We start from the raw sequence: 6,000 nt of genomic DNA on the forward strand, positions 1-6,000 counted from the left end.
CTTCCCCTCATTCCGTCGCGTCCGCCTGACGCCGCATCCAGCGCGTTTCTTTCAGCGTCAACCGCCCATCGCATCGGCCTGCTGTCGGCCCTGCTTCTGCTGGCGGTCGCCGTGGTCGTTGTGGTGGACGCTGCTGCCGATGGCGCTGGCCTCGACGCTGCTGGCCGTCCTGGGCGTACGCATGCACCGTGCTGGACTCGCCTCGCGCCAGCAGTGCGCACGCGCCGCCACCGTCGCCGCCGACCTCGCCCGGCAGCATGCGCACGACGCGGCCGGCCATCGCGAGAACGCACAGATCCGCCGGGCGCTGGATGTATCGCGGACGGCCATGATGATCGCCGACAACGACCACGTGATCCGCTACGTCAACCACGCGGTGGTGTCGCTGCTGCGCAACCAGCAGGCCAGCCTGCGCGACGCATTTCCGGATTTCGATGCCGGGCAGCTGGTCGGCAGCAGCATCCACCGCTTCCATGTCGCCCCGGACCGCATCCGCGCCATCCTCAACACCCTGCAGCAGGTCCATCACGGCCGCGTGCGGATCGGCCCGGTGCACTTCGCCCAGGTGGTGACCCCGGTGTTCGATGAGGAGGGCCAACGCCTTGGCTTCGCGGTCGAATGGCATGACCGCACCGAGGAGCTGCAGCTCGAAACGGCCGTCGCCGGGATCGTGGCGGCGGCCACCCGGGGCGACCTCGATCATCGATTGCCCACCGGCACTGCCGGCGCGAGCTTCATGGACGGACTCACCGGCGGCATCAACCAGTTGCTGGACAGCGTCGGCGGCACCGTCGGCGAAGTGCGCCGCGTGTTGTCCGCGTTGGCCGAGGGCGACCTGGATCAGCGTATGCAGGGGGCGTTCGACGGCTCATTCGCCGCCATGCAGCGCGACGCCAACGCCACCGCCGAACAGCTCACCGCGATGGCCGGGCGCATCAAGCAGTGCAGTGCATCGATCTCGCAGGCAGCCGGGGAAATCGCCAGCGGCAACAGCGATCTTTCCGGGCGCACCGAACGCCAGGCCGCCCACCTGGAGGAAACCGCCGCCACCCTGGAGGAACTGACCTCCACCGTGCGACAGAACGCCGGACATGCGCGCCAGGCCAGTGCGCTGGCCCAGGGTGCGCACGGCATGGCCAGCCGCGGCAGCGACGTGGTCGGTCGCGTAGTGGAGACCATGACCTCCATCCAGCAGGCATCCACCCGGATCGGCGACATTACCCGGGTCATCGACGGCATCGCCTTCCAGACCAACATCCTGGCCCTGAACGCTGCGGTCGAGGCAGCCCGCGCCGGCGAGCAGGGCCGTGGCTTTGCGGTGGTGGCCAGCGAGGTACGCACGCTTGCGCAGCGCTCGGCCGACGCCGCCAAGGAAATCAAGGGGCTGATCGAAGACTCGGTGCAGCAGGTTGCCGAGGGCATGCATCGGGTCCAGGACGCGGGCAGGACCATGAGCGACGTGGTCAGCAGCGTCGCCGGCGTCAACGCGATCATGGCGGAGATCTCCTCCGCCTCGCAGGAGCAGGCGGCCGGCATCGACCAGGTCAACCAGACCGTTGCACAGATGGACGAGGCTACCCAGCAGAATGCGGCCTTGGTGGAAGAAGCCAGTGCTGCCGCCAGCATGCTGGAGGAGCAGGCAGCCGAGCTGAGCGAAGCGGTCGCGGTATTCCGGCATGGGCAAGCGGTAGCGGTGGCCACCCCGGCTCGACGCGCCGCCATCGCAGCGGCCTGAGCCAGCCTGTCGCCGGCAGGTGCCGACCGTTGGTCGGCACGGCCACATCCGTGTACGGAAATACCCGGCGCGATGCGCCGTCGCCCGACCAACGGTTGGGCGCTACCGGGTGTGGACCCGACGGACCCCGGTAGGTGCCGACCGTTGGTCGGCACTGCCACATCCGTGTGCGGGAATACCCGGCGCGATGCGCCGTCGCCCGACCAACGGTCGGGCGCCACCGGGTGTGGACCCGACGGACCCCGGTAGGTGCCGACCGTTGGTCGGCACGGCCCCATCCGGGTGCGGGGAAACCCGTTGCCATGCGTCGCTGCGCGACCAACGGCCGGGCGCACCCGGGTGTGGGCCCGACGGACCCTGGTAGGTGCCGACCGTTGGTCGGCACAGCTCCATCCGTGTGCGGGGAAACCCGGTGCCATGCGCCGTCGCCCGACCAGCGGTCGGACGCTACCAGGTGTGGACCCGACGGACCCCGGTAGGTGCCGACCGTTGGTCGGCACGGCCACATCCGTGTGCGGGAATACCCGGCGCGATGCGCCGTCGCCCGACCAACGGTCGGGCGCCACCGGGTGTGGACCCGACGGACCCCGGTAGGTGCCGACCGTTGGTCGGCACGGCCCCATCCGGGTGCGGGGAAACCCGTTGCCATGCGTCGCTGCGCGACCAACGGCCGGGCGCCATCGTGATCCTGGGCGAAATCATGCCGCTGGACGAACGCACAAAAAAACCCCGTTGCGTGAGCAACGGGGTTTTCGGGGTATAAACCCTGGCGATGACCTACTCTCGCATGGCTTGAGCCACACTACCATCGGCGCAGCTGCGTTTCACTTCCGAGTTCGGGATGGGATCGGGTGGTTCCACAGCGCTAATTTCACCAGGGAGGCTTTTGGAGTGTCGCCGTGGGAGCCGTGTCTTTGCAGGGAGCAGGCATGTTGGTGCCTGCTTTACAAAGAGACGCGCCTACAGCGCCTGCCTCTCGTTTGGTCTTGTGACGTAGCGTGCACTTGGGATCTATCGACATGTCATGTCGGCCAAGGCAACTTGAGGTTATATGGTCAAGCCTCACGGATCATTAGTATCAGTTAGCTCAATACATTGCTGTACTTACACACCTGACCTATCAACCACATAGTCTATATGGTTCCTTCAGGGGGCTTGTGCCCCGGGAGATCTCATCTTGAGGCGCGCTTCCCGCTTAGATGCTTTCAGCGGTTATCGCTTCCGAACATAGCTACCCGGCAATGCCACTGGCGTGACAACCGGAACACCAGAGGTTCGTCCACTCCGGTCCTCTCGTACTAGGAGCAGCCCCTCTCAAATCTCCAACGCCCATGGCAGATAGGGACCGAACTGTCTCACGACGTTCTGAACCCAGCTCGCGTACCACTTTAAATGGCGAACAGCCATACCCTTGGGACCGACTACAGCCCCAGGATGTGATGAGCCGACATCGAGGTGCCAAACACCGCCGTCGATATGAACTCTTGGGCGGTATCAGCCTGTTATCCCCGGAGTACCTTTTATCCGTTGAGCGATGGCCCTTCCATACAGAACCACCGGATCACTAAGTCCTAGTTTCCTACCTGCTTGATCCGTCGATCTTGCAGTCAAGCACGCTTATGCCTTTGCACACAGTGCGCGATGTCCGACCGCGCTGAGCGTACCTTCGAGCTCCTCCGTTACTCTTTAGGAGGAGACCGCCCCAGTCAAACTACCCACCATACACGGTCCCCGATCCAGATAATGGACCCAGGTTAGAACGTCAAGCACGACAGGGTGGTATTTCAAGGATGGCTCCACTGCAGCTAGCGCCACAGTTTCATAGCCTCCCACCTATCCTACACAGACGAACTCAACGTTCAGTGTAAAGCTATAGTAAAGGTTCACGGGGTCTTTCCGTCTTGCCACGGGAACGCTGCATCTTCACAGCGATTTCAATTTCACTGAGTCTCGGGTGGAGACAGCGCCGCTGTCGTTACGCCATTCGTGCAGGTCGGAACTTACCCGACAAGGAATTTCGCTACCTTAGGACCGTTATAGTTACGGCCGCCGTTTACTGGGGCTTCGATCAAGAGCTTCGCCTTGCGGCTGACCCCATCAATTAACCTTCCAGCACCGGGCAGGCGTCACACCCTATACGTCCACTTTCGTGTTTGCAGAGTGCTGTGTTTTTGATAAACAGTCGCAGCGGCCTGGTTTCTGCGGCCCTCTTCAGCTATAGCTCGCATGAGCCACCAAAAAGGGCGCACCTTCTCCCGAAGTTACGGTGCCATGTTGCCTAGTTCCTTCACCCGAGTTCTCTCAAGCGCCTGAGAATTCTCATCCTACCCACCTGTGTCGGTTTACGGTACGGTCTGCGTAAGCTGAAGCTTAGGAGCTTTTCCTGGAAGCGTGGTATCAGCGACTTCGCCTTAAAGGCTCGTCTCGGTGCTCGGTCTTAAAGGATCCCGGATTTGCCAAAGATCCAAACCTACCGCCTTTCCCCGGGACAACCAACGCCCGGTACGCCTAACCTTCTCCGTCCCTCCATCGCACTTACGCGAGGTGCAGGAATATTAACCTGCTTCCCATCGACTACGACTTTCGTCCTCGCCTTAGGGGCCGACTCACCCTGCGCCGATTAACGTTGCGCAAGGAAACCTTGGGCTTTCGGCGTGCGGGTTTTTCACCCGCATTATCGTTACTCATGTCAGCATTCGCACTTCCGATACCTCCAGCAGACTTCTCAATCCACCTTCAACGGCTTACGGAACGCTCCTCTACCGCGTACATATAAATATGCACACCCCAAGCTTCGGTTCACTGCTTAGCCCCGTTAAATCTTCCCCGCAGACCGACTCGACCAGTGAGCTATTACGCTTTCTTTAAAGGGTGGCTGCTTCTAAGCCAACCTCCTGGCTGTCTGTGCCTTTCCACATGGTTTTCCACTTAGCAGTGAATTTGGGACCTTAGCTGTGGGTCTGGGTTGTTTCCCTTTTCACGACGGACGTTAGCACCCGCCGTGTGTCTCCCATACAGTCCGTCTTGGTATTCGGAGTTTGCAATGGTTTGGTAAGTCGCGATGACCCCCTAGCCATAACAGTGCTCTACCCCCAAGAGGATACATATGAGGCGCTACCTAAATAGCTTTCGAGGAGAACCAGCTATCTCCGGGTTCGATTAGCTTTTCACTCCTAATCACAGCTCATCCCCGTCTTTTGCAACAGACGTGGGTTCGGGCCTCCAGTACCTGTTACGGCACCTTCACCCTGGCCATGACTAGATCACCCGGTTTCGGGTCTACTGCCCGCGACTATGCGCCCTTATCAGACTCGGTTTCCCTTCGCCTCCCCTATACGGTTAAGCTTGCCACGAACAGTAAGTCGCTGACCCATTATACAAAAGGTACGCAGTCACCCCTTGCGAGGCTCCTACTGCTTGTACGCACACGGTTTCAGGATCTATTTCACTCCCCTCTCCGGGGTTCTTTTCGCCTTTCCCTCACGGTACTGGTTCACTATCGGTCGGTCAGTAGTATTTAGCCTTGGAGGATGGTCCCCCCATGTTCAGACAGGGTTTCACGTGCCCCGCCCTACTCGTCTTCACTGGAGTGGCCCTTTTAAATACAGGGCTATCACCTTCTATGGCCAGCCGTTCCAGGCTGTTTTTCTAGAACCATTCCAGCTTAAGGGCTAGTCCCCGTTCGCTCGTCGCTACTCAGGGAATCTCGGTTGATTTCTTTTCCTCTGGTTACTTAGATATTTCAGTTCACCAGGTTCGCTTCCAGCAGCTATGTATTCACTGCAGGATACCCGCAAGCGGGTGGGTTTCCCCATTCGGACATTACCGGATCAAAGCTTGTTGCCAGCTCCCCGATACTTTTCGCAGGCTGCCACGTCCTTCATCGCCTCTGACCGCCAAGGCATCCACCGTGTGCGCTTATTCGCTTGACCATATAACCGCAAGTTGCCTTGGGTTACATATATGACCTGGGGGTACAAAGCCCAGGTACGAAATATAACGACTCAATTAATAAGAAGACATTTAAGTCTTCCGCCTTAGCCTCACGACACGTCAAGATAGAATCTCAAAACGCTCGCTACGTCACAAGTTTTAAAAGAACACGTACCGGCCACAATGCCGATGCGTAATAAATTCTTTGTATGCGCTAATCATTCAGAGTGGTGGGTCTGGGTAGACTCGAACTACCGACCTCACCCTTATCAGGGGTGCGCTCTAACCACCTGAGCTACAGACCCAATGTCCGTTCAGCTCAGTGCCAACGC

The 6,000-nt window shown here is 60.1% G+C and carries 2 protein-coding genes, 1 tRNA gene and 2 rRNA genes; 1 reads left to right on the plus strand and 4 read right to left on the minus strand.

Annotated elements, in window-relative coordinates:
* Positions 1-57: 57 nt before the first annotated feature.
* A complete protein-coding gene (locus tag AC3IR9_RS20600) occupies positions 58-183 on the minus strand; it encodes a hypothetical protein (protein ID WP_489293127.1) in 126 nt (41 codons plus the stop codon).
* On the opposite strand from AC3IR9_RS20600, the gene AC3IR9_RS20605 reads away from it, so the two are divergent.
* On the plus strand, positions 182-1,735 hold the full coding sequence (locus tag AC3IR9_RS20605) for a methyl-accepting chemotaxis protein (RefSeq protein WP_489293128.1): 1,554 nt from the start codon (positions 182-184) through the stop codon (positions 1,733-1,735). The genes AC3IR9_RS20600 and AC3IR9_RS20605 overlap by 2 nt on opposite strands.
* A gap of 764 nt (positions 1,736-2,499) precedes the next feature.
* Here the strand turns inward: AC3IR9_RS20605 and rrf are convergent.
* The 3 genes from rrf to AC3IR9_RS20620 form a co-directional block, all read right to left on the minus strand.
* A 5S ribosomal RNA gene (gene rrf / locus AC3IR9_RS20610) occupies positions 2,500-2,614 on the minus strand.
* A gap of 172 nt (positions 2,615-2,786) precedes the next feature.
* Positions 2,787-5,667: ribosomal RNA gene (locus tag AC3IR9_RS20615) — 23S ribosomal RNA — on the minus strand.
* A gap of 229 nt (positions 5,668-5,896) precedes the next feature.
* Positions 5,897-5,973, minus strand: a tRNA-Ile gene (locus tag AC3IR9_RS20620).
* Between the last annotated feature and the right edge of the window lie 27 nt (positions 5,974-6,000).

It is taken from the genome of Stenotrophomonas sp. GL_101, from assembly GCF_057835675.1.

Bases quoted from the DNA above. Each gene is read 5' to 3' on its own strand.
- AC3IR9_RS20605 (WP_489293128.1), top strand. From the start codon at position 182: ATGCACCGTGCTGGACTCGCCTCGCGCCAGCAGTGCGCACGCGCCGCC.
- AC3IR9_RS20600 (WP_489293127.1), bottom strand. From the start codon at position 183: ATGCGTACGCCCAGGACGGCCAGCAGCGTCGAGGCCAGCGCCATCGGC.